The sequence below is a fragment of the Actinoallomurus vinaceus genome (genome assembly GCF_039542055.1).
Classification (GTDB): Bacteria; Actinomycetota; Actinomycetes; order Streptosporangiales; family Streptosporangiaceae; genus Actinoallomurus; species Actinoallomurus vinaceus.
Window position 1 is genome coordinate 1 of sequence record NZ_BAABHK010000026.1, and the last position, 22,510, is coordinate 22,510.

Consider the following 22,510-nt stretch of genomic DNA (forward strand, 5'->3'; position numbering starts at 1 on the left):
TTTCGGTGGTTATGGCGAAGGGGAAACACCCGGTCCCATTCCGAACCCGGAAGTTAAGCCCTTCAGCGCCGATGGTACTGCACTGGAGACGGTGTGGGAGAGTAGGACACCGCCGGACATTCACATAGATCAGGAAAGCCCGCCAGGCTACACGCCGGCGGGCTTTCCTGCGTTCTGGACCAATTTCGTGACGGCGGACAGAGGAGCCCTGACAGGTGATCGAGGAGTCCTCGATCGACGATGTGACGGATTGGCTGGCCCGGAATGCCGTGCCGTTGGAGGGCCTGGAAGCCGGCGCCCCCACGGCCGACCTTCAACCCCTCAAAGCCACCCTCCAGGGCGTACGCGTGGTCGGGCTGGGTGAGGCCACCCACGGCACGCGAGAGTTCTTTCAACTCAAGCACCGCCTGCTGGAGTTCCTGGTCACCGAAATGGGGTTCTCCGTCCTCGCGATGGAGGCGAGCGCGTCCGCGGGCCAGGCCGTCGACGCGTACGTCCGCCATGGGACCGGGAACGCCGCGGAGGTACTCACGGGCCTCGGCTTCTGGACGTGGCGCACCCAAGAGGTCCTCGCCATGCTCGAGTGGATGCGCGCCTACAACCACGGCCGCCCGGAGAAGGACAAGGTCGGTTTCGTCGGAATCGACCCCCAGCGATGCGGTGACTCCATCGCGGCCCTCGAGGCCTTTCTGCGCGAGACGGCGCCGGAGCGGATCGAGGACCTGCACGCCACGCTCGGCGTGCTCCGTACGGCCGCTCCCGGATCGCGACCCGATCCGGAGAGGCACCTCGTACGCGAGGCCGAGGACCTCCTGGAGTTCGTCCGCATCGAGGACCCCGACGCCACGGAGGCGATCCGGCACGCCGGGGTCGTGGTGAAGGCCGCAGACCTGGTGACGCGTCCCCGCCGGCATGAGGACCCCGAGCAGACGGTCTTCGCCGCGCGCGACCGGTACATGGCCGATGCGGTGGGGGAGCTGCTGGGCGACCCGTCCGCGCAGGTCGTGCTGTGGGCGCACAACGGCCACATCGCGAAGGGCCGTTACTCCGGCGGGGTGCCGGCGATGGGGAGCCACCTGCGCGCGCGGTACGGCGATGCGTACTACGCGCTGGGCCTGCTCTTCGGCCGGGGCGCCTTCCGGGCCCGCCGGGGATGGCCCGGCCGGTGGGCGAGGAGGGGAAGCCGGAAGCCGGCCGCCAACGCCGTCGATGCCGCTCCTCCCGCCACGCTCGAGGCTCGGCTCGCGGCGGCCCATTCCGGCGATCACCTCATCGACCTGCGCGTGACCGCCGACGCACCGGAGGCGGTCCGTGCGTGGGCACGGGACCGCCACCCGGCCCGGACGTTCGGTTCCTCCGTACCGCGCTGGACCTACCGGTTCGGCTTCGGCCGGACCGCGCCGTCCGAGGAATACGACGGTCTGGCCTATGTCCCGGTCTCGACATGCTCCCGGCCGCTTCCATCCATCTGAACCAGGCGCCGCCGTTCACCATCGCAGGGAAACACCGGCGTGCCGGTCCGCCGTAAGGATCGTGCCGGAGGGTGCCGGCCCAGCCGGTCAGCGGCCTGAGCCGCATCTCGCGAGCATGTTGATCATGCACTGTTATGATCTTGGACCGAATCGCCCCGTCGTCGAGTCGGCTCGCGCGTCAGTGCGGCCACTTCGTCAAAGGAGAGCACATGACGAACCACACTCTCCCCCGTGAGACCGACGCCGCGTCGAACCAGGCGGGTGCCGACCTCGACGCCTTGTTCATCACGGACGTCACCCTGGTGCATCAGCACGCCGAGAACCACGCCGGGTACGGTGTGCCGGCCAACGATGAGACCGTCTATGCCCCGGGTCTGGACGCGTTGTTCACCGGTGATGCCGCTCCGGCGTACGGGCACGGGAACTCCCACGCCACCTTCGGTCTTTCGGCCAACGACGAGACCGTCTACGACTCGGTCTCCTGAGCCCGGCGGATCAGAGGAGGACCACGGCCCGTACCGCGATGGACGAGGCCGTCCGTATGGTTGTTTCCGCAACGGAGTCACGATGCAGAAGGTCTTCTTCACGGGCACTCATCGCGTTCGGGCTCCCGAGGAGACCTTTGCGTCGATCCTGCCGCTGCTGATGGATTACGGCATCACCCGGCTCGCCGATGTCACCGGGCTGGACATCATCGGTATTCCGGTCGTCATGGCCGTACGCCCGCTGGCGACGACGCTGTCGGTGTCCCAGGGGAAGGGCGCGACGCTTCTGCTCGCGAAGATCTCCGGGGCCATGGAGGCCATCGAGCTCTGGCACGCGGAGAACGCCGTTCCGCCGGCGGAGGTCCTGGACACCCCCGGCTCGGCACTCGCCCTGCCGTACCGGATCGCCGAGCTGGCCGGGGCCGAGGGAAGTCTGCTCACCGAACGGACACGGCTGGACTGGATTCAGGCGCGTACGGTGGCCGAGCGCACACCCGTCCTGGTACCCCGGACGGCGGTCCGGATGGGACACCCTCCGGCCGGCTGGCGCGTCCCCGGCTTCATGGAGACCTCCAACGGCCTCGCGTCCGGCAACACCGTGGCCGAGGCGACGGTGCACGCGCTGTACGAGGTCGTCGAGCGCGACGCCGTGGACGGCCTGCGGCGCGTCCCCGCGCCGAGGCGCCGGTACATCGATCCGGTGAGCGTCTCCGAAGGCCACTGCGCGGAGCTGGTGGAGCGCGTCTCTCGCGCGGGCGCGTGGCTGGAACTGGAGCACGCCCCCAGCCGGATGGGCGTGCCTTGTGTGGTCGCCCACCTGTGGCATGAGGACTCACCGGCGTCGATCATGTTCGGCGCCGGCGCCCATGCGGACCCGGCCGTCGCCCTGTCGCGCGCCATCACCGAGGCCGTGCAGGCGCGGCTCACCCACATCACGGGCACCCGCGACGACCTGACGTCGGCGGCGTACCGTCCCGGCCATTTCCCGCGTCCGGTGACCCCTGGCCCCGTGGAGCCCTGGGAACGAGTGACAGGCGGGTTCCCCGACGCGTATTCCGCCACCGACACCGCGGAGGCGGACTGGCTGGCCGAACGGATCGGGGCGGTCACGGGCTCCTCGCCGCTCCGGGTCGTCCTCGCCGATCGGGACGAGTTCGCGGTGGTGAAGGTGCTCTGCCCGGGGATGCGGCAGGCGCCACCGCACCAGGGCGCCCGGGCCACCGACGTGAGAAACGAGAGCGCCGCGTGACCGTCCACGTCTTCTGCGGCCCGACGATCAGCGCCGAGCAGGTCGGGCGGATCATGCCCGAAGCCCGTACGCACCCGCCGGTGCGCCACGGCGACCTGCTCGCTCTCGACTGCCGGCCGGGAGACGTCGTCGTCATCATCGACGGGGTCTTCCACTCCACTCCTCCCGTCCGGCACAAGGAGATCATCCTGCTGCTCGCCTCGGGTGTGGCCGTGGTCGGCGCGTCGAGCATGGGAGCCCTGCGCGCCGCCGAGCTGTATCCGTACGGCATGCGGGGGGTCGGCCGGATCTTCGAGATGTACCGCGATGGCCGGATCGAGGCGGATGACGAGGTCGCCGTCGCGCACACGCCCGATGATCTCCGCCCGCTGTCCATCCCGCTGGTCGACGTCCGGGCGGACCTCGACGACGCCGTCGTCGCCGAGGTGATCACCCCGGTCGAGGCGGACCGGCTGCTCGCCGTCGCACGCGAACTGCACTATCCGGAGAGGACCGCACGCGCACTGGCGAAAGCCGTCGCCGGCGATCCGGTATTGCGGGAGGCTCTCGACCGGATGACGCGCCGGCGACAGCACCGTCCGGAGGCGACCGACGCCAAGCACGCGGACGCGGTCGAGGCACTGACCCTGGTGGCCGAGGGAATGATCAAGCCGCCCGACACGGGCGACTGGGCCGGCGGCTCATGGCGGACGACGCAGATCGACCAGTGGATCACCCGCTTCCGCATCCGCCGCCCGGACGCCGGGAGGATCCCACTGGCGGCGGAGCTGCAGCACCAGCAGCTGTACGACCCGGACTACCCGGCTCGCTGGCGCCACGTCACCTTCTCCTGGATCACCGGTGACCCACTCGATGCCGACCCCGCCGCGGTCGAGCGGCGTGCGATCGAGGTGGCCCGCGCCCACGGTCTGGATCGAGCGTCGCTGAGTCAGGAGCAGGCACTGTACTGGCTCACGCGAGCGGAGTTCGACGGCCTCAGCGAGGACGAACAGCTGTTGCGCGTTCTCGTCCGGTCCGCCCGTTTCGACGCGGCCGGGCACACCCGGCTCACCACTCCGGAGAAGACGGCGTTCCTGCTCGATCCCGAACTGGACAGTGCTGGGGCGGTGCGAGACGCCTGGCGGGTGAATGACGCCGTGGCGGCGACGGCTCCCCACCGTGCGGTGCATCGCCTCCGCCCGGACCTCGTGCGTGCCCATGTCGCCGCCCGGTGGAACCTGTCCGCCCCGGACCCCGGGGCGCTCGACGCCGCAGCCCGCGACCGTGGCTTCCTCGACGCGGCCGCGGCGGTGGAGGTCGCTCGCGCGTTCTACCTGCACGCCTCCGGCGCCGTCCCCCCGACTCTGGGCACCTCTGCGGCGCTCAGCGGCTGAGCGCCGACCTGGTCTCAGTCCTGGGGATGGCGAAGCGCGGCGACCGCGGTTCGCAGCTCCTCGACGCGCTGTTCGAGCGTCGCGACCGCCTTGGCGGCCCCCTCGTCCTGGGCCGCCAGCGGGGCGAGCGCGCCGAGTTGCTCCTCCACGGCCGCCACGCGCCGCTGGAGCTCCGCGGCGAGCTCTTCGGACGGCGCCGCCGCGAACTGCGTGCGCAGCAGCTCAGACTGCTCGCGCAGCTGCTGGTTCTTCCGGTAGAGCTCGACGAAGACCGAGACCTTCGTCCGCAGCACCCACGGGTCGAACGGCTTGGAGATGTAGTCGACGGCGCCCGCGGCGTACCCCCGGAACGCGTAGTCCGGGTCCGCGTCCGCGGCGGTCAGGAAGATGATCGGGACCTCGCGCGTCTTCCGGCGCCGTTTGATCGCTCGGGCGATCTCGAAGCCGTCCATCCCGGGCATGACGATATCGAGAAGGATCACCGCGAACTCGTTCGTCAGCAAGGCCCGTAGGGCCTCTTCCCCCGAACGCGCACGGATCATGTTCTGATCGAGTGAAGAGAGGATCGCTTCCAGCGCGACGAGGTTCTCCTCTCGGTCGTCGACCAGAAGAATGTTCGCCTTCTCGGCCACAGTCAAAGCCCTCCATCAGGTGCGTGGCCGGCTGAGCCACGCTCTCATGATGTCAAGAAGGTGGTCAGCGTCGACAGGCTTGGGCACATAGTCCGATGCGCCCGACTCGATGCTCTTCTCCCGATCGCCCTTCATGGCCTTGGCCGTCAGGGCGATGATCGGCAGGTCGGCGAACTGCGGCATCCGCCGGATGGCCTCGGTCGTGGCGTAGCCGTCGAGCTCGGGCATCATCACGTCCATGAGGACCAGGTCGACGTCCTCGTTGCGGTCGAGCGTGTCGATGCCCTCCCGACCGTTCTCGGCGTACAGCACCTCGATGCCGTACTGCTCGAGCACACAGGTCAGCGCGAAGATGTTGCGCACGTCGTCGTCGACGATGAGGATCTTACGACCGGACAGCACCTCGTCGTCGATCGGCGACGTCTCGAACGCGTCGTCCGGCCCGGGAGGATCGAACGCCACCGTCTCGACGGCCGGAGCCGGCTGCGGGCGGCGCTTCTCCTTCTCCCGTACGGGCGTGGAGGTGCCCTCGCGGCCCTCGAGGTAGCGGGCCGGCAGGAAGAAGGTGAACGTGCTGCCCTCGCCGGGACGGCTGGCCACGTGGATCTCCCCGCCGAGCAGCTGGGCGATGTCGCGGCTGATGGACAGCCCGAGGCCGGTGCCGCCGTACCGCCGGCTGGTCGTGCCGTCGGCCTGCTGGAAGGCCTCGAAGATCGCCCGCAGGTTGTGCTCGTCGATGCCGATACCGGTGTCGCTGACCGAGAACCCGAGGACGTCGGGCGTACGGGCCAGGACCGGGTCGGTGAACTCCACTCCCTCCGCCCGCCGGATGGTCAGCCGCACCTCGCCGGAGGAGGTGAACTTCACCGCGTTGGACAGGAGGTTGCGCAGCACCTGCTGGAGTCGCTGCTCGTCGGTGAAGAGGTGTTCGGGCAGGCCGGGCTCGGCGTACACGTCGAAGCTCAGGCCCTTGTCGACGGCCAGCGGCCGGAAGTTGGCGTCGACGAAGTCGACGACGTCGGCGAGTGCCACCTGCTGTGGCACGAGGTCCATCTTGCCCGCCTCGACCTTGGACAGGTCGAGGATGTCGTTGATCAGCCGGAGCAGGTCGCTGCCCGATTCGTAGATCGTCTTGATCAGCTCGACCTGCTTGGGCGTGAGGTTCTTGTCCGGGTTTCCGGCCAGCAGCTTGGCCAGCACCAGCAGGCTGTTGAGCGGCGTCCGCAGCTCGTGCGACATGTTGGTGAGGAACTCGGACTTATACCGCGAGGACTGGGCGAGCTGTTCGGCGCGCTCCTCCAGGGTGCGGCGGGCCTGCTCGATCTGGAAGTTCTGCATCTCGATCGCGCGGTTCTGCTTGGCCAGCAGCGCCGCCTTCTCTTCCAGCTCGGCGTTGGACCGGCGCAGCTCCTCCTGCTGGCGCTGGAGCTCGCTGGAACGGTCCTGTAGCTCGGCGGTGAGCCGCTGGGACTCGCCCAGCAGCGCCTCGGTCCGGGAGTTGGCGGTGATCGTGTTGATCGTCACACCGATCGTCTCGACGAACTGGTCGAAGAACGCCAGGTGGACCTCGCTGAACGGGCTGAACGAGGCCAGCTCGATCGCGCCGAGCACGCGGTTCTCGAACAGAATCGGCAGCACGATCAGGTTGACCGGCGAGGCCTGGCCCAGGCCCGTACCGATCTTGATGTAGCCGGGCGGCAGGTCGTGGATGAGGATCGGCTTGTGCTGCACGGCGGCCTGCCCGACGAGGCTGTCGCCGAAGTGGAACCGCACATTGTCGATCTTGTCCTGGCTGAGGCCGTACCCCGTCTTGAGCACGAGCTCGGGCTCGCTCTCCTCGGGCTCCTCCACCAGGTAGAACGCGCCGTACTGGGCGGAGGACAGCGGCGTGACCTCGCTCATGATCAGCCGGGCGACCTCCATGAGGTCGCGGTGGCCCTGCATCAGCCCGGCGATGCGGGCGAGGTTGGTCTTCAGCCAGTCCTGCTGCTGGTTGGCGCGGGTGGTCTCGCGGAGGTTCGCCACCATGAGGTTGACGTTGTCCTTGAGCTCGGCGACCTCGCCGCGGGCCTCGACCGAGACCGACCCGGTGAGGTCGCCGCGGGCGACCGCGCTCGCGACCGACGCGATCGCGCGGACCTGCGTGGTCAGGTTGCTGGCGAGCTCGTTGACGCTCTCGGTGAGGCGCTTCCACGTGCCGGACACGCCCTCGACCTCGGCCTGGCCGCCCAGACGGCCCTCGCTGCCCACCTCGCGGGCGACACGGGTGACCTCGCCGGCGAAGGCCGACAGCTGGTCCACCATCGTGTTGATCGTCGTCTTCAGCTCGAGGATCTCGCCCTGGGCGTCGACGTCGATCTTCTTGGTGAGGTCGCCATTGGCGACCGCCGTGGTGACCTGGGCGATGTTGCGGACCTGGCTGGTCAGGTTGTCCGCCATGGAGTTGACGTTGTCGGTGAGGTCCTTCCAGACCCCGCTGACCCCGCCGACCTTGGCGCGACCGCCGAGCCGCCCCTCCGTACCGACCTCACGGGCGACGCGGGTCACCTCGTCGGCGAACGAGGACAGCCGGTCGACCATGGTGTTGAGGGTGTCCTTGAGCTGGAGGATCTCGCCCTGGGCGTCAACGGTGATCTTCTTGGACAGGTCACCGCCGGCGACGGACGTGGCGACCTGGGCGATGTTCCGCACCTGGCTGGTCAGGTTGCCGGCCATGGAGTTGACGTTGTCGGTGAGGTCCTTCCAGACGCCGCTGACGCCGCTGACGCGGGCCTGGCCGCCGAGGCGGCCCTCGGTGCCCACCTCGCGGGCCACGCGGGTGACCTCGTTCGCGAAGGCCGACAGCTGGTCGACCATGGTGTTGAGGGTGTCCTTGAGCTGGAGGATCTCGCCTTGGGCGTCAACGGTGATCTTCTTGGACAGGTCACCGTTGGCCACCGACGTGGCGACCTGCGCGATGTTCCGCACCTGACCGGTGAGGTTCCCCGCCATGGAGTTGACGTTGTCGGTGAGGTCCTTCCAGACGCCGCTGACGCCGCTGACGCGGGCCTGGCCGCCCAGGCGGCCCTCGGTGCCCACCTCACGGGCCACCCGGGTCACCTCGTCCGCGAACGACGAGAGCTGGTCGACCATCGTGTTGACGGTCTCCTTGAGCTCCAGCAGCTCGCCCGTCGCCTCGACCGTCACCTTGCGCGTCAGGTCGCCGCGCGCGACCGCCGTGGTGACGAGGGCGATGTCGCGGACCTGCCCGGTCAGCCGGCTCGCCATCGCGTTGACGGCACCGGTGACGTCACGCCACCGGCCCGACATCTCCCGCGGCGTGGCCTGCCCGCCCAGGCGGCCCTCCGCGCCGACCTCCCGCGCCAGCTGCGTCACCTCGGCGGCGAACTCGTCCAGGTGCTCGACCATCCGGTTGACGCCCGAGCCCATGCGCAGCAGCTCGCCGCGCCAGGGACGGGTGCCGGTGTCGAGCTCGATGCGCTGACTCAGGTCGCCGTCGGCGACCGCGTCGACGACCCGCGCCATCGCGGTCGTGGACTGGACGAGCGTGTCGATCAGCGCGTTGGCGGAGGCGTTGCCCGTCGCCCACGACCCCTCGCCGTCGGCTCTCAGCCGCTCGTCGATCCGTCCCTCGTGGCGAACCTCACGCTGGACGCGTACGAGTTCGCCGGTCAGATGGGACGCGCGGTCCTGAACCTCGTTGAAGACACCGGCGATCTCAGCCAGTATGTCGTCACCCGAGGGATCGAGTCGCACGTCGAAGTCGCCGTCGCGCATCGCGCTGAGCGCGTCGAGCACCGACCGCAGATCGGTCTCCGCGTATCGGGCGCGGGTCGGCGCATGGGACGTGCTTCGAGGCATTGATTTCCTCCCTGCCTTCCCACGGGTATGTACAGTCCACCCAGGGGGTCTGCCACGATGGCAGCGTCCTGCATCCCCGAGACGAATCCAAGTGGCCGTGGAGAAGAACGCAAAGACGTACACGACCTTCCCGCCGGAGGTCGCCTCTGTCGCGGCCGCTCGGCGCTTCGTGGGGGAGACACTTCGTGGCTGGGGTGTGGATGACGTGGATGACGCCATGCTACTCACCAGCGAACTGGTTACGAACGCAATCGTCCATGCGGGGACCGAGGTCGAGGTCGTCTGTGAGCTCGTCGGCGGGCAGGTCAGGGTCGAGGTCCACGACCGGCATCAGGCCCGGCGCGTGCCCGTTCCCGGCGATCAGGTGAGCGGCCGCGGACTGCTGTTCCCCGAGACGCTCGCGATCTCGTGGGGTGTGACGTACGGCCAGGGCGGCAAGAACGTCTGGTTCACCGTGCCCGGCATCGGCGCCACGGAGCACCCGCCGCCGCCCCCGCCCCGCGAGGAGATCATCTCCGCGCCGCAGGCCGCCCGCCCCACCGTCGACCAGCTCGCCCAGCGCACCGCGCAGGCCGCCCAGGACATCCTCGGCGCGGACTGCGTCTACGTCCTGCTCGCCGACGACGACGCCGAGCTCAGCCTTCGGGCCACCGCGGGTGTACGGCCCGAGGGCGCCGCCCTGGAGATCGGCCTCGAGGGCGCCCCGGTCGGCGGCCGGGGGGTCTACGCCGACCTGGGCGGCAGCCCGTACAACCTCCCCGCCCTGCAGGCCGCCGGGATCCGGTCCCTCGTCACCGCGCCGTTCACGGTCGACGGGCGGGCGATCGGGCTGCTGATCGCCGCTTCCCGCGACCCGGGGCACTTCATCGAGGCCGACGTCGAGCGCCTCCAGGAGATCGCCGACCGGCAGGCGCCGTCGATGGAGCGCGCCCGCCTCATGGAGCTGGAGCGGGCCCGCCGGGGCTGGCTCGGGTTCCTCGCCGAGGCGAGCAGCATGCTGGCCGGCACCCTCGACCAGCAGATGACCATGGCGCTGGTCTCCCAGCTGATCGTGCCGCGCCTGGCCACCTGGTGCGCGGTGTTCACCGTCCGCGACACCGACCTGGCGTCCCCCGCGTACGCCTGGCACGCCGACGAGACCATGGTCGCCGATCTGCGCACCCTGCTCGAGCAGCTGCCGCCCGCACCACCGCCCGCCGAGCCCGGACCCTGGGAGGGGTTCACGCCCGCGCCGGCCGGCGACCTGCCCGAGACCGCGCACCGCGTCACCGGCGACGTCGCCCACGTCTTCCCGCTGCTCGCCCGCGGCCGCAAGATCGGCATGCTGGTCGTCGGCGGCCCGAAGGGCGCCCGCTTCACCCGCGACGCGCTCGAGCTGACCGAGGACCTCGCGGGCCGGGCCGCCCTCGCCATCGACAACGCCCGGCTGTACGAGGAGCAGGCGGACATGAGCCGCACGCTCCAGCGCAGCCTCCTCCCGCCCGACATCCCGACGGTCCCCGGCCTGGACGTCGCCGTCGTGTACGAACCGGCCGGGGAGCACAGCGAGGTCGGCGGCGACTTCTACGACGTCTTCAGCGTCGGCACCCGCTGGCGCTTCGCCATCGGTGACGTGTGCGGCACCGGCCCGGAGGCCGCGGCCGTCACCGGCCTCGCCCGCCAGGCGCTGCGCATCCTCGGCCGCGAGAACCACTCCATCCCCGAGGTCCTCGAACGCCTCAACGCGCTGATCCTGGACGAGGGCACCCGCGCTCGGTTCCTGACCCTGCTGCACGGCGAACTGGAGGATCTCGGCGAGGGCCGGTTTCGTGTGACGTACGCCACGGCCGGGCACCCGCCGCCGCTGTTCCTGAGCCCGAGCGGTCTCGTGAAGGCCGAGGAGGACTCCGACCTGATGCTCGGCGTCTTCCCCGACGCGACGTTCACCGTGCGGACAGAGATCCTCAAGCCCGGGCACCTCCTAATGGGGTTCACCGACGGGGTCACCGAGCGGCGGCGCGGCAAGCAGCTGCTCGGCGACGACGGCGGGCTGGAACGCATCCTCGAGGGCTGCGTCGACCTCAACGCCGGCGCCGTGGGGGCCAAGGTCATGCGAGCGGTCCGCGGCTTCTCCGTCGAGCCCTCCCACGACGACATGGCCTTGATCGTCCTGCGCGTCGAGGAGTGAGCCGGGTCGCGGCCCGTACGGCGTCTCAGCGCAGACCCTCCCGGATGGCGATCTCGACGGGGGAGTAGGCGCCGTCAGTGCGCTCCAGCTCATGCGGGACGGCGGGGTGCAGCGGCGGCTGCGCCATGAACCGGGGCCGGTGCCCGTGGTGCGGCTGTGCGGCGTGCACGAGGAACGGATGGCACAGGTAGACGTCGCCGGGCCGACCCGTCGCGTACGCGAGCGGACGGTGTGCGGAGGCCGCCTCCACCCGCGCGGCGACATCGAAGATCGAGACGCCGTCCTCGCCGTACGGCTCGAGGATCGGCGGCACGTCCAGGTGCGAGCCGACGCGGATCCGGGTCGGCGAGTCGGCCTCCCCGACCTCGCTGAACAGGAACAGCATCAGCAGCGCGCGGTCCTTCGACCGCACGTTCGCGTGCGCCCACGCGACGCCGTCGCCCGAGTAGCTCGCCTCGATGTGCCAGCCCGCGTCGTCCGGCTCCTCCTCGTGCGGGAACCGCAGCGGGAACGTGCCCAGCGACCGGCGCGGCACCCAGCGCCCCGGCCCGACCAGCCGGTCGAACACGTCGTGCAGGACCGGCGTGTTCGCCGCCTCGACGAACGGCTCGGCCGTCATGTCCCCGACCCGGTGCACCGGCTTCACCCACGTCGCGGGATCGTCGGGATCGAACCCGGTCTCCGCCCACAGCCGCGACGCACACTCCCGCGCCGTGCGGTCCGGGAACGCCTGCTCGATCTTCACGAACCCGTCCCGCACGAACCGCTCGACCATCGCGTCAGCCATGAGACGGCATTCTGGTCATGGCGGGATGGAAAGGCACCCGGTTTTCCGGGCGGCTGTCCCTACCGCGCCGGTGCCCTGGTGCCGCTGCAGACTGATGCTCGCCGGCCGTCGCTGACCGGGCGGGCCGGGGATCAGAGGTCGAAGAGGCGTTCCGTGTCCGCGTCGGCGAGATCGAGCAGCCGGCCGATGAAGTACACCGTTCCGAGCGCGAGGATCCGCTCGCCGAGCGAGGCGAGGTGGCTTCGGCTCAGCTCCGTGTCGTCGACGACGGTCCAATGCCCCGGCACCGCGTGCGTGAACCTCAGGTGCCGGTAGCTCGGCATCCGTACGTAGGTCACGGGCAGGTCGGCCAACTCGGCGGCGACGCCGGCGACGTCCTTGTGGTCCGGCAGGCAGGCGAGGACATGATCGATGCGGTCCCAGCGGCGGTACGCCTCGGCGAGGGCGGCCGCGGTGCCCGACCGGTCGATCGCCGAGTCGACGAGCAGCGTGGTGTCCGTACCGGCGACGTGATGCCAGGACAGGCGGCCGGGCAGGCGTACGGAGGAGAGGACCCGGTTCAACCGCTCCTGAGGCGGCCGAGGGCACCCGATCGCGTCGAGGAGGCGGTCGGCGGCGGCACAGCCCAGCTCGGCGTTCCGGCGTCCATGGCCGGTCGGCAGCAGGTCGGCCGGGACGCCGCTCGTGCCGATCACTTCCGGCTTCACGCGGCCGCCGGTACGGTCCGCGACGGTCGAGGCGATCGCCTCGGTCACCGCCGGGCGCTGCGGGAGTGAGATGACCGCCGACGTCGCGGCGGTCACGACGCCGGCCTTGTCCTTCGCGATCTCGGCGGGGGAGTCGCCGAGCACGCCGATGTGCTCGGCGAAGACCTCGGTGATCGCGAGGACATCCGGAGGGAACAGGCTCACCTCGTCCGAGATGCCGCCCATGCCCGCCTCCAGCACGATCACGTCGGCACCGGCCGCCCGCGCGTACAGCACGCCGGCCAGCGTGAACAGGCCGCTCGGCGACAGGTAGCCCTCTCCGCTCCGCCGCTCCGGCAGGGAGGCCGTCGCGTCACGGACGCGCCGGCCGAGCCGCGCCAGGACGTCGGCGGAGATCGCCGTGCCGTCGACGCGGATGCGCTCCCGGTCCTCGCGCAGCGCCGGGCTGGTGACCGTGACCACGCGGCATCCGGCGGCGGCGAGACATGCGGAGGCGTACGTCGCCGCCGTGCCCTTGCCCTTCGACCCCACGACCGTGAGCACCGGCACCCCGGCGGCGTCCAAGCCGAGCGCGCGGGCGAGCCGCCGCGCACGCCCGACGCTGCGCCGCGCTCCCGACCCACGCCGATCCCACTCCGCGTAGAAGGTCCCCGTCACGCCTAGACGATAGCCACGTGCGGCGAGCGGAGCGGTCGCCTGATCCCCGGTGGGCACTGTCACCACAGCGCACCGATCGCAGGGGATCATGGGTGGTCTCGGGCGGCGGGCGGGCGTTAGTAGGCTTCTTCCGTGAGTGCGACCAGGTATGAGGAGGCCGTCAAGGGCGTCAGGGCCCGGGGGGTCGAATGGGACATCGATCCGACACTGGACCGGATGCGTGATCTGGCGGATGTTCTCGGGTCGCCGCAGCGGGCGTACCCCGTCATCCACGTCACCGGGACGAACGGCAAGTCGAGCACGGCCCGGATGATCGAGGTGCTGTTGCGGGAGCGCGGGCTGCGGGTCGGCCTGTACACCAGCCCCGAGCTGCATTCGATGCGGGAGCGGATCACGATCGACGGCGCGCCGGTGAGCGAGCAGCGGTTCGCCGAGCTGTACGAGGACGTCCTGCCGTTTCTGGAGATGACGGACGCGAAGCACGACGTGAAGGTGTCGTTCTTCGAGACGTTGACCGCGATGGCGTACGCCGCGTTCGCGGACGCGCCGGTCGACGTCGCCGTCGTCGAGGTCGGCATGGGCGGCACCTGGGACGCCACGAACATCGCCGACGGGGCGGTGGCGGTGGTCACCCCGATCGGCCTCGACCACACCCGCTGGCTCGGCGCCACGGTGGCGGAGATCGCGGCGGAGAAGTCCGGGATCATCAAGCCGGAGTCGATCGCCATACTCGCCCAGCAGCCGGTCGAGGCGGCGGAGGTGCTGATGCGGCGCGCCACCGAGGTCGGCGCGACCGTCGCGCGCGAGGGGCTGGAGTTCGGCGTGCTGAACCGCGAGCTCGCGGTCGGTGGGCAGCTGGTCCGGCTGCAGGGGCTGCACGGCGTGTACGACGAGGTGTTCCTGCCGTTCTTCGGCGCGCATCAGGCCGGCAACGCGGCGTGCGCGCTGGCGGCCGTGGAGGCGTTCGCCCGCGGCCGCGCCACGGGCGAGTCGGAGACCGACAGCGACCAGCTCGATGCGGACCTGGTGCGCCAGGCGTTCGTGAACGCCACGTCCCCGGGACGGCTGGAGGTCGTACGCACCGGGCCGACCGTCCTGGTCGACGCCGCGCACAACCCGGCCGGCATGGCCGCGAGCGTCGCCGCGCTGACGGAGGAGTTCGGGTTCACCCGGCTGGTCGGCGTCCTGGCGATGATGGCGGACAAGGACGTGGCCGGCGTGCTCGAGGAGCTCGAGCCGGTGCTGGACGAGCTGATCGTCACCCGCAACTCCTCGGCCCGGTCGATGCCCGCGGGTGAGCTGGCGGAGCTGGCGCGCGACGTCTTCGGTGAGGACCGGGTGCACCTGGTGCCCCGGCTGGACGACGCCATCGACCAGGGCATCACGCTCGCCGACGAGTCGGGGGAGTTCGCCGGCGCCGGCGTGCTCATCACGGGGTCGGTCACGACCGCGGGCGACGCCCGCGTCCTCCTGAGGGCGGGCGAATGACCGGCCGTACGGGACCGGGCGCTGTCGTCCGGGTCGCGACCCACGCTGTGCCGGCAGGTGACGCATGAGGCGGCTGTGCGCGGTCATGCTCACCCTGCAGGCGGTGGTGACGTTGCTGGCGATCCCGGTGGCGATCTCGGTGGCGCACGCGGACGCGACCACGGCCGGGGCCGTGGGAGGCGTGTTGGCGGTCGCGGGGCTGCTGATCGCCGGCCTGCTGCGGTACCGGTGGGCCTACATCGCGGGCACTGTGCTCCAGGTTCTGGTCATAGCGACGGGTTTCGTGGTTCCGGTGATGTTCTTCCTCGGTGTCATATTCGGTGCCCTGTGGGTGGCGTCGATTTGGGTCGGTCGCCGGGTCGAAGGGGCGCACCCGCGCTAATCTCGCGGGTGGCCTTTTCTCATCGCCCCGTCTTTTCAATCCGGTTAAATGTCTAAGAAACCGACATTTAACGTAAAGCGTCCATTCGGATGGCTGGCGGGAGCGACGATCTCCTGAGGAGATTCCGGATGCCCACGCCCCCCGAGAAACGCGACGCCACGGGATTCGCCGTGCGGCTCGTCGTCATCGCCACGGCCGTCCCCGCCGCCGTCGTCACCCTGCCGGACACGGCCTCCTACGTGATGCCGCAGGCGGTTCGCGACCTCGGCCTGTCCGGCGGCGAGGCGGCCGGGTTCGTCCGCGCCTGCGGCCTGGCCCTGCCCGCCTTACTGCTCGTCACCCCGGCGGCGGCCGCGGTCGTCCGGCGCGTGCCCGCCTGGCTCCTGCTCTTCGCCGGGCTGGCCGTCCTGCTCGCCGCACAGGCGCTCTCGGTGCACGCCACGTCGATCGCCCTGATCGGCGCCGTACGCGTGGCGGAAGGGGCGGGCGGCGGGGTCGTCCTGCCCGCGACGCTCGCGCTCGCCCGGGAGCGGCGGGAGTGCCGGGCGGCGCCCGCCGTGTGGGCCGGCACCCTCGTGGCGTCGCTCCTGCTCGCCACGCCGCTCACGCTGGCCGCGACGGCCGCGCCGGAGCCGGACGGGGTGGAGTGGCGGGCGATCCTCCGTCCCTACTGGTGGCTGGGCGCGATCGCGCTGGTCGGCGCCGCGCTGCTCGGCCTGCTGCGGACGCGATCGGGGCGCAGACACGTCGCGTCGTCCCCGTCGCGCGGGGAGCGCGTCCAGCTGCTGCTGCCCGCCGTCCCGGCCGCGGGGTTCGCGTTCCTCGCCGTGGTCACGACCTATGACTGGTCGCCGGGCGCGCAGCTGCTCCTGGCGGCGTGCGGGATCGCCGGGCTGCTCGGCCTGGCCGTCGTCGGCTCGTGCGACGCGGTCACGGGCAGCCCGCTCGGATACGCCGTCGTCATGCTGGCCGCCGGGCTGCTGACCATGCCGGTGACCGGTCCGCTGGCCGGGCTGGTCGGCGGCCGGGCGGTGCCCCTGACGGCCTTCGCGGCGGGCGCGGCGGGCGCGCTGGTCGCCGCGCTGCCGACCGGCGTGCTCGGGCGGGGCGCCGGCCGCGGCGCGGTGCTGTGCGGGTACGGCCTCGTCATCGTCGCGATCTTCCTGTTGCTCACCATGGGCGCGACGGCGGACCAGTGGACGCTGCTGGCGCCCCTGTGCGCCCTGGGCGCGGGGACGGGCCTGGCGGTCGGGGCCGCGCTGGGCCACACCGACCTCGGCCCGGCCCTGTTCGGCCTGTCGCTGTGCTTTCCCGCGGTGCTCGGCGGCCATCTCGTCGTCGGGCCGCTGCAGGTCGCCAAGGTCGGCGCCGTCACGAAGGCCGGTGGGGGACCGATGGCGGCGCTGTACGCGCTCACCGCGGCGTACCGGCTGTGGCTCGTGGCGGCCGGCGTCCTCCTGGTGGTCCTCGCGGCCGTGACCGCGTGGGTGAGCCGGAGCCGCCCGCGGCCGTCGGCCGCCGGCCCCGCCGAATCGGACGGAGCCGCCCTGCCCGCCGGGTAAGATCGCACCGATATGCGGCGGCCCGGCCGTGGCGACCTGCGGTAACACGGTCAGGGCCCCGGTCGGCCGGCGACCTCTCGCCGTGGCCCGCGCCGACGATCGTAACCTGGCAACCAAGGAGAATCATCCGTGTCCGAACGCAGTCTTGTCCTCGTCAAGCCCGACGGCGTGCGCCGCGGCCTCGTCGGCGACGTCATCGCGCGCATCGAGCGCAAGGGCCTCAAGATCGTCGCCCTCGAGCTCCGCACGCTGGACCGCGAGGTCGCCGAGACGCACTACGAGGAGCACCGCGAGAGGCCGTTCTTCGGCTCGCTCGTCGAGTTCATCACCGGCGGCCCGCTCGTCGCCATGGTGGTCGAGGGGCCGCGCGCGGTCGAGGCGTTCCGGGCCCTGGCCGGCGCCACCGACCCGGTCGCCTCCGCCCCGGGAACCATCCGTGGCGATCACGCGTTGGAGATCCAGGAGAACATCGTCCACGGCTCCGACTCCGCCGCCTCGGCCGAGCGTGAGATCAAGCTGTTCTTCCCCGACCTTTTCTGACATTGGTCGCATAACCGCGCGGGCCCGACGACGTCGGCCCGCGCGTTTGTTTTCCCAGGTAACAAACCCCCAGGACAGCCCTGACCCGGATGACGACGCGCGGGGGTGGGTCTGCGTCAACCGGGATCTCTCGCGTTACCATGAGAATGCGTTCCGCACGCCCGCCAATCCGGAAGGGCTCCCTTTCTTCATGGGTAACAAGCTGTCGTTCCTGGGCCGTGACATGGCAGTCGATCTGGGTACGGCGAACACCCTGGTCTATGTGCGCGGTCGGGGCATCGTTCTGAACGAGCCGTCGGTCGTGGCGATCAACACCAACACGGGCAAGATCGTGGCGGTGGGCATCGAGGCCAAGCGGATGATCGGCCGTACTCCTGGCAACATCGTCGCGGTGCGTCCGCTCAAGGACGGTGTCATCGCCGACTTCGACGTCACCGAACGCATGCTGCGCTACTTCATCCAGAAGGTCCACAAACGCAGACATTTTGCCAAGCCGCGGATCGTGGTGGCCGTGCCCAGCGGCATCACCGGCGTTGAGCAGCGTGCGGTGAAGGAGGCCGGCTACCAGGCCGGCGCGCGGCGGGTGTACATCATCGAGGAGCCCATGGCCGCCGCGATCGGCGCGGGGCTGCCCGTCCACGAGCCGACCGGCAACATGGTCGTCGACATCGGCGGCGGCACGACCGAGGTGGCGATCATCTCGCTTGGCGGCATCGTGACCAGCCAGTCGATCCGGGTGGGCGGCGACGAGCTCGACCAGGCGATCATCTCCTACGCCAAGAAGGAGTACTCCCTGATGCTCGGGGAGCGCACCGCGGAGGAGATCAAGATGGCCATCGGCTCGGCCTATCCGTTCGACGACGAGCCGCACGCCGAGATCCGCGGGCGTGACCTCGTCAGCGGCCTGCCGAAGACCATCGTGATCTCCGCCGACGAGATCCGCCGCGCCATCGAGGAGCCGGTCAACACGGTCGTCGACGCGGTCAAGACGACGCTCGACAAGTGCCCGCCCGAGCTGTCCGGCGACATCATGGACCGTGGCATCGCCCTCACCGGCGGCGGCGCCCTGCTGAAGAACATCGACGAACGGCTCCGGGAAGAGACCGGCATGCCGATCCATATGGTCGACAACCCACTCGACTCGGTCGTCCTCGGATCCGGGAAGTGCGTCGAGGACTTCGAGGCGCTGCGCCAGGTCCTCGTGCCCGAACCACGACGTTAGGGAACCGGCCGGTGAACGACACCCGGCGAACCCGCGCCGTCCTCGGGATCCTGCTGCTGATCTCCCTGGCCATGATCACCATCGACTACCGCGGGGGCGATGACTCACCGCTGCGCGGGCTGCGCTCCTTCGGTGAGGCGATCTTCGGGCCGATCGAGGGCGCCGCGGCGGCCGTCGTCACCCCGGTCGGGCACGCGCTCGACACCATCCTCGGCAGCCCGGGCGCGCACCGGCGCATCAACCGGCTCGAACGCGAGAACCAACGTCTGCGCGAGCAACTGCGCGCCCAGCAGATCGACAAGACCCGTGCCGAGCAGCTGAACCGGCTGCTCGGCACCGCCGGTCTCGGCCGCTACCGGATCGTCGCCGCCCAGGTCATCTCGGCCGGTGAGGGCGTCGAGGAGACCGTCTCCATCGACGCGGGCAGCACGGACGGCGTCCGTACGGACATGTCGGTGATCACCGGGGACGGCCTGGTCGGGCGGATCACGCAGGTCGGGCCCGCGTCCTCGACCGTGCTGCTGGCCACCGACGCGGCGTCGGCGGTCGGCGGCCGCCTCGAGGGATCGGGCGAGATCGGCGTCGTCCGGGGCACCGGCCGGCGCAGCGGCTCGTCCCTGACCTTCGAACTCCTGGACTCCACCGTGGAGATCAAACCGGGCCAGCGGATCGTCTCCTTCGGCTCACAGGGCGACCGGCCGTACGTCCCCGGGGTGCCGATCGGCACCGTCACGAAGATCGAGCGGACGCCCGGCTCGCTCACCCGCACCGCCATCGTCCGCCCGTTCACGCACTTCACCGGCCTCGACGTCGTCGGCATCGTGGTCGCGCCGCCGAAGAAGAACCCCCGCGACGCGGTGCTGCCGCCCGTGCCGAAGACCTCGGCGCCGGCCCCGCCGCCCAAGGCGTCCAGCCCGCCGCCTTCGTCGCCGCCGGCCGCGCCGAGCGCCCAGTCATCCGCGTCCGCCGAGTCCACCGAGCCCACCGAATCACCGAGGTCGCGGAGGCCACGCAGGTCTCCCAGGCCGGGAGATTGATCCATGTCACGCAACGTCCTGGCCACGATCGTCATCACCGCCGCGCTGCTGCTCCAGGTGACGGTCGCCAACCGGCTGCCGCTGCCCGGTTCGGTCAGCCCTGACCTCGTGCTGCTGGCCGTCGTGGCGCTGGCGCTGGTCAACGGCTCGATGACGGGCCTGGTCACCGGGTTCTTCGCCGGGCTGACCACCGACATCGTGCCGCCCGCCGACCACACGATCGGGCGCTACGCGTTCGTCTACTGCCTGATCGGCTACATCTGTGGCCTGGCGGCCGACGAGATGGAGCGATCACCCGTGCTGCCGTTCCTCGCCGTGGCCGCCGGCGCGCTCGCCGGATCCGTCCTGTACGCCATGGTGGGCATGATGCTCGGCGACCCGCGCACCCGCTGGCCGGTCGTCTCGCACCTGCTGCCGATCCAGGTGCTGTACGACGTGATCGCCAGCCCGTTCGTCGTCTGGGTGGTGCTGCGCCTGACCAGGAGGGCCGAACACGAGCGCGGACCCGGTGGACTCGACGCGGTTCCCGGCTTCTACCGCGCACGCTAGGGAGGGAAATTGGGCCCGCGCTCGCACGTACGGCTCGTCGTGCTGCACGTGCTCGTCATGTCGCTGCTGCTGTCGCTCGGCGGGCGGCTCTGGTACCTGCAGGTGATGAACGGCGCGCACTACAAGAAGGTCGCCGCCGACAACCGCATCCGCGACATCGTCGTGCCCGCGGTCCGTGGCCAGATCCTCGACGACGTCGGGCGCCCGCTCGTACGCAACCGGACCGCGCTGGTCGTCTCCGTCGACCGGACGGCGCTCGCCCGCCAGGACGACGGCGGCAAGGAGACGCTGCGGCGCCTTGCGGCCCTGCTCGGCACGCCGTACGAGAAGATCGCGCTGAAGATCCGGCTGTGCGGTCCCGGGATCAAACGGCCCTGCTGGTCCGGCTCCCCGTACCAGCCCATTCCGATCGACGACCGCGTCGACTCCCGCAAGGCGCTGCAGATCATGGAGCGCCAGGAGGACTTCCCCGGCGTGACCGCCCAGCTCGAGCCGGTGCGCGACTATCCCCGCACCGCCGGGGCCACCGCCGCGCAGGCCCTCGGGTATCTCCAGCCGATCACCCAGGACGAGCTGAACAAGCGCAAGGGGCTGAAGGTCACCGGGTTCAGCGGCGTCGACCTGATCGGCCGCGACGGCCTGGAGGCGACCTACGACGGCGACCTGCGCGGTGCCCCGGGAGACCGGAAGGTCCTCGTCGACAGCCGCGGGCGCGTCACCGGCATCGCCTCCGAGCAGCCTCCGGTCGGCGGCGGCACCCTCGTCACCAGCATCGACGCCAAGGTGCAGGGCATCGTCGAGGCGGCCCTCGGCCGCGCGGTCAAGGACGCCCGCCACCGCGGCACGCCGGCCGACTCGGCGGCGAGCGTGGTCATGGACGTCCGCACCGGGCGCGTCATCGCCCTCGCCAGCCTCCCGACGTACGACCCCACCGTCTGGACGGGCGGCATCTCCCAGGACGAGTACGACGGGCTGCTCAGCAAGGCGCACGGCCAGCCGCTGATCTCCCGGGCCACGGACGGGCAGTTCGCGCCCGGATCGACGTTCAAGATCTCCTCGCTGCCGGCCGCCGTCAAGGACGGCTACTCCCTGCACGGCATCTACTCCTGCCCGTCGTCGTACATGGTCGGCGCCCGGGCGTTCAGCAACTTCGAGGGCGAGTCGGGCGGGGACATCAACCTGCACCAGGCGCTCGTCATGTCCTGCGACACGATCTTCTACCGGTTCGCCTACGAGGAATGGCAGCGCGACGGCGCCATGCATCCGGTGAAGAACCCCAAAGACCCGATGATGAAGATGGCCAAGGCGTACGGCTTCGGCAAGCGCACCGGCATCGACCTGCCCGGCGAGGCCTCCGGCCGCATCCCGGACCGCGGCTGGAAGCTCGGCTACTGGAACGACACCAAGAAGACCGACTGCAAGCGCGCCAAGACCGGCTATCCCGAGATCGCCAAGACCGACCCGTCGCGGGCGGCGTACCTCAAGGCGATCTCCTCGGAGAACTGCGTCGACGGGTACGTCTTCCGCGCCGGTGACGCCGCCAACTTCTCCGTTGGCCAGGGCGACGTCCTGGTCACGCCGCTACAGCTCGCCCGGGCGTACGCCGCTGTCGCCAACGGCGGCACGCTGTGGAGCCCGCGCGTCGGCAAGGCCGTCCTGGCGCCGGACGGCTCCGTCGCCCGCCGCATCGACCCGGCGAAGGCCGGGCGCCTGCCGGTCGATCCCAAGGTGCTCGCCTACATCCGGAGCGCGCTCACCGACGTGCCCAAGTCGGGTACCGCCGCCGGCGCCTTCACCGGCTTCCCCTTCGACAAGCTGGCCGTCGCTGGCAAGACGGGCACCGCCGAGGTGTACGGCAAGAAGGACACGTCCTGGTTCGCGTCGTTCGCCCCGGCGAAGAAGCCGCGCTACGTCGTCGTGGCCATGGTCACCCAGGCCGGCACCGGCGCCACCACGGCCGCACCGGCGGTCCGGCAGATCTGGGAGGGCATGTACGGCCTCGGGAAGGATCAGAGCCCCGCGCTACCCGACGGCAACATCCCGGACCGCCTGCCGGCCCTCGCGCCCGACGGCACGGTGGCGGCCCCACCGGGCTTCGCGGACACCGCGAAGACGGAGCGCAAGGCACCCGCGGCGGTCAAGACGCCCCCGAAGGGCAGGAAACCGGCGGCGGGCGACGAGCCCGTGGCGGGCCCGGCGCCGACGGCGGGCGGCACGGCATCGGCGACGGGCACGGCTCCGGCGAGAGGCAGGGACCCGGCGACAGGTGACGAGCCCGTGGCGGGAACGGCCTCCGCGACGGCGCACCACCGGAGACGCCGGTGATCCGGGGTGAGGTGG

General features: G+C 70.9%; 17 protein-coding genes and 1 rRNA gene. 14 read left to right on the forward strand and 4 right to left on the reverse strand.

Annotated features, from left to right (window positions below):
• Window position 1: 1 nt before the first annotated feature.
• From rrf to ABEA24_RS49040, 5 genes are all read left to right on the forward strand, one after another.
• A 5S ribosomal RNA gene (gene rrf / locus ABEA24_RS49020) occupies window positions 2-118 on the forward strand.
• A 97-nt stretch (window positions 119-215) separates the two neighbouring features.
• On the forward strand, window positions 216-1,472 hold the full coding sequence (locus ABEA24_RS49025) for an erythromycin esterase family protein (RefSeq protein ID WP_345442656.1): 1,257 nt from the start codon (window positions 216-218) through the stop codon (window positions 1,470-1,472).
• Window positions 1,473-1,681: 209 nt separating this feature from the next.
• Window positions 1,682-1,957 (forward strand): hypothetical protein, encoded by a 276-nt coding sequence (locus tag ABEA24_RS49030; protein WP_345442658.1) that lies wholly within the window; start codon window positions 1,682-1,684, stop codon window positions 1,955-1,957.
• Between the two features lie 82 nt (window positions 1,958-2,039).
• Window positions 2,040-3,206, forward strand: coding sequence for a YcaO-like family protein (locus ABEA24_RS49035; RefSeq protein ID WP_345442660.1), 1,167 nt, complete (start codon window positions 2,040-2,042; stop codon window positions 3,204-3,206).
• Window positions 3,203-4,579, forward strand: coding sequence for a TfuA-like protein (locus ABEA24_RS49040; protein ID WP_345442662.1), 1,377 nt, complete (start codon window positions 3,203-3,205; stop codon window positions 4,577-4,579). Before ABEA24_RS49035 ends, ABEA24_RS49040 begins: the two co-directional genes overlap by 4 nt.
• A gap of 14 nt (window positions 4,580-4,593) precedes the next feature.
• Here the strand turns inward: ABEA24_RS49040 and ABEA24_RS49045 are convergent, their stop codons facing one another.
• Together ABEA24_RS49045 and ABEA24_RS49050 are read right to left on the reverse strand one after the other, a co-directional pair.
• Window positions 4,594-5,211: a response regulator gene (locus ABEA24_RS49045; protein ID WP_345442664.1), complete on the reverse strand. Its 618-nt coding sequence runs from the start codon at window positions 5,209-5,211 to the stop codon at window positions 4,594-4,596.
• 15 nt (window positions 5,212-5,226) lie between these two features.
• Complete coding sequence (locus ABEA24_RS49050) at window positions 5,227-9,072, reverse strand: HAMP domain-containing protein (protein WP_345442666.1); 3,846 nt, start codon at window positions 9,070-9,072, stop codon at window positions 5,227-5,229.
• Window positions 9,073-9,169: 97 nt separating this feature from the next.
• On the opposite strand from ABEA24_RS49050, the gene ABEA24_RS49055 reads away from it, so the two are divergent.
• The gene (locus ABEA24_RS49055) at window positions 9,170-11,239 is read left to right on the forward strand and encodes a SpoIIE family protein phosphatase (protein ID WP_345442668.1); all 2,070 of its coding nucleotides are present in this window, start codon (window positions 9,170-9,172) and stop codon (window positions 11,237-11,239) included.
• Between the two features lie 25 nt (window positions 11,240-11,264).
• Here ABEA24_RS49055 and ABEA24_RS49060 read toward each other — a convergent pair whose 3' ends face one another.
• Both ABEA24_RS49060 and ABEA24_RS49065 read right to left on the reverse strand, forming a co-directional pair.
• Window positions 11,265-12,026, reverse strand: a complete 762-nt coding sequence (locus ABEA24_RS49060; RefSeq protein WP_345442670.1) for a phytanoyl-CoA dioxygenase family protein — start codon at window positions 12,024-12,026, stop codon at window positions 11,265-11,267.
• A 131-nt stretch (window positions 12,027-12,157) separates the two neighbouring features.
• Complete coding sequence (locus ABEA24_RS49065; RefSeq protein WP_345442672.1) at window positions 12,158-13,390, reverse strand: folylpolyglutamate synthase/dihydrofolate synthase family protein; 1,233 nt, start codon at window positions 13,388-13,390, stop codon at window positions 12,158-12,160.
• A gap of 132 nt (window positions 13,391-13,522) precedes the next feature.
• Between ABEA24_RS49065 and ABEA24_RS49070 the strand changes: the two genes are divergently transcribed.
• From ABEA24_RS49070 to mrdA, 8 genes are all read left to right on the forward strand, one after another.
• Window positions 13,523-14,878 carry a bifunctional folylpolyglutamate synthase/dihydrofolate synthase gene (locus ABEA24_RS49070; RefSeq protein ID WP_425551334.1) on the forward strand — a complete coding sequence of 452 codons (1,356 nt, stop codon included), beginning with the start codon at window positions 13,523-13,525 and terminating at the stop codon, window positions 14,876-14,878.
• A 64-nt stretch (window positions 14,879-14,942) separates the two neighbouring features.
• Entirely contained in the window at window positions 14,943-15,260 is a 318-nt protein-coding gene (locus ABEA24_RS49075; protein ID WP_345442673.1) for a DUF4233 domain-containing protein, read from the forward strand.
• 128 nt (window positions 15,261-15,388) lie between these two features.
• On the forward strand, window positions 15,389-16,822 hold the full coding sequence (locus ABEA24_RS49080) for a hypothetical protein (protein ID WP_345442674.1): 1,434 nt from the start codon (window positions 15,389-15,391) through the stop codon (window positions 16,820-16,822).
• A gap of 129 nt (window positions 16,823-16,951) precedes the next feature.
• Window positions 16,952-17,362: a nucleoside-diphosphate kinase gene (gene ndk, locus ABEA24_RS49085; protein ID WP_345442676.1), complete on the forward strand. Its 411-nt coding sequence runs from the start codon at window positions 16,952-16,954 to the stop codon at window positions 17,360-17,362.
• 190 nt (window positions 17,363-17,552) lie between these two features.
• Window positions 17,553-18,584, forward strand: coding sequence for a rod shape-determining protein (locus ABEA24_RS49090; RefSeq protein ID WP_425551335.1), 1,032 nt, complete (start codon window positions 17,553-17,555; stop codon window positions 18,582-18,584).
• Between the two features lie 11 nt (window positions 18,585-18,595).
• Window positions 18,596-19,621, forward strand: coding sequence for a rod shape-determining protein MreC (gene mreC / locus ABEA24_RS49095; RefSeq protein WP_345442678.1), 1,026 nt, complete (start codon window positions 18,596-18,598; stop codon window positions 19,619-19,621).
• Between the two features lie 3 nt (window positions 19,622-19,624).
• Window positions 19,625-20,170 (forward strand): rod shape-determining protein MreD, encoded by a 546-nt coding sequence (gene mreD, locus ABEA24_RS49100; protein ID WP_345442680.1) that lies wholly within the window; start codon window positions 19,625-19,627, stop codon window positions 20,168-20,170.
• Between the two features lie 9 nt (window positions 20,171-20,179).
• Window positions 20,180-22,495, forward strand: a complete 2,316-nt coding sequence (gene mrdA / locus ABEA24_RS49105; protein ID WP_345442682.1) for a penicillin-binding protein 2 — start codon at window positions 20,180-20,182, stop codon at window positions 22,493-22,495.
• Window positions 22,496-22,510 lie beyond the last annotated feature (15 nt).

Coding starts and splice junctions, on each gene's coding strand:
- mreD (WP_345442680.1), top strand. CDS start 19,625: ATGTCACGCAACGTCCTGGCCACGATCGTCATCACCGCCGCGCTGCTG.
- ABEA24_RS49075 (WP_345442673.1), top strand. CDS start 14,943: ATGAGGCGGCTGTGCGCGGTCATGCTCACCCTGCAGGCGGTGGTGACG.
- ABEA24_RS49035 (WP_345442660.1), top strand. CDS start 2,040: ATGCAGAAGGTCTTCTTCACGGGCACTCATCGCGTTCGGGCTCCCGAG.
- ABEA24_RS49090 (WP_425551335.1), top strand. CDS start 17,553: ATGGGTAACAAGCTGTCGTTCCTGGGCCGTGACATGGCAGTCGATCTG.
- ABEA24_RS49060 (WP_345442670.1), bottom strand. CDS start 12,026: ATGGCTGACGCGATGGTCGAGCGGTTCGTGCGGGACGGGTTCGTGAAG.
- ABEA24_RS49050 (WP_345442666.1), bottom strand. CDS start 9,072: ATGCCTCGAAGCACGTCCCATGCGCCGACCCGCGCCCGATACGCGGAG.
- ABEA24_RS49080 (WP_345442674.1), top strand. CDS start 15,389: ATGCCCACGCCCCCCGAGAAACGCGACGCCACGGGATTCGCCGTGCGG.
- ABEA24_RS49030 (WP_345442658.1), top strand. CDS start 1,682: ATGACGAACCACACTCTCCCCCGTGAGACCGACGCCGCGTCGAACCAG.